Genomic DNA, 1,078 nt, shown 5'->3' on the forward strand with positions numbered 1-1,078 from the left:
GTCTGGATCGCGTTGCCGGCATAGATCGGCCGCTCATATGTGTCGGGCGCGACGACCTTGATGATCTCGGAGACCTGCATGACGTCGAGCAGCGCTGCGACGCGCGGCATCACGTTCTTGAAGCGCGAGGTCGCGGGCGCGACGAAGGCGTCGTAGTTCGGCGCAAGCGCGACGATCAGCGCAGCCAGCGGCTCGGCAAGGTCGTGTTCATAGGCGGGGCTTTCGGCAACCACCACCTTGGTGACGCCGGCAAGCTTGGCGGCTGCTTCCGCCGCCGCCTTGGTGCCCTGGCCGCCACCGGCGACCAGCACATGCACATCGCCGCCGAGCTGGCTCGCCGCAGTCAGCGCCTTGTTGGTCGAGTCCTTCAGGGTCTCGTGGTCGTGTTCGGCAATCAACAGCGTCGTCATCAGAGAACCCCGGCTTCGGTCTTGAGCTTGTTCACGAGTTCGGCGACGTCCTTGACCTTGACGCCCGCCTTGCGGCCCGCCGGCTCCGCGGTCTTCAGCACTTCCAGACGCGGCGTCACATCGACGCCGTAGTCGGCGACGCTCTTGTCGTCGATCGGCTTCTTCTTCGCCTTCATGATGTTGGGCAGCGACGCATAGCGCGGCTCGTTGAGGCGGAGGTCGGTGGTGACGATCGCCGGGCCCTTCAGCTTGATGGTCTGCAGGCCGCCATCGACTTCGCGCGTGACCTTGAAGTCGGATCCTTCGACCTCGAGCTTCGAGGCGAAGGTCGCCTGCGACCAGCCGAGCAGCGCGGCCAGCATCTGGCCGGTCTGGTTCGAATCGTCGTCGATCGCCTGCTTGCCGAGAATGACGAGGCCGGGCTGCTCCGCGTCGACCACCGCCTTCAGGATCTTGGCGACGGCGAGCGGTTCGACATTGCCTTCGGCCTTGACCAGGATGCCGCGGTCGGCGCCCATCGCAAGCGCGGTGCGGATGGTCTCGGAGGCCTGCGCCGGTCCGATCGACACCACCACCACTTCGGTCGCCTTGCCGGCTTCCTTCAGCCGCAGCGCTTCCTCGACGGCGATCTCGTCGAACGGGTTCATCGACATCTTGACGTTGGCGAG

At 65.8% G+C, this 1,078-nt stretch carries 1 protein-coding gene and 1 pseudogene; both read right to left on the reverse strand.

Annotated elements, in window-relative coordinates; all coding sequences use genetic code 11:
* Nucleotides 1-410 (reverse strand): annotated as a pseudogene (locus tag FNJ47_RS46180) (electron transfer flavoprotein subunit alpha/FixB family protein); the annotation flags it as partial.
* Nucleotides 410-1,078, reverse strand: a 669-nt coding sequence (locus tag FNJ47_RS46185; protein ID WP_163163445.1) for an electron transfer flavoprotein subunit beta/FixA family protein, incomplete at its 5' end; no start/stop codon positions are given. The pseudogene FNJ47_RS46180 and the gene FNJ47_RS46185, both read right to left, overlap by 1 nt.

It is taken from the genome of Bradyrhizobium uaiense, assembly GCF_010811875.1.
GTDB classification, from domain to species: domain Bacteria; phylum Pseudomonadota; class Alphaproteobacteria; order Rhizobiales; family Xanthobacteraceae; genus Bradyrhizobium; species Bradyrhizobium uaiense.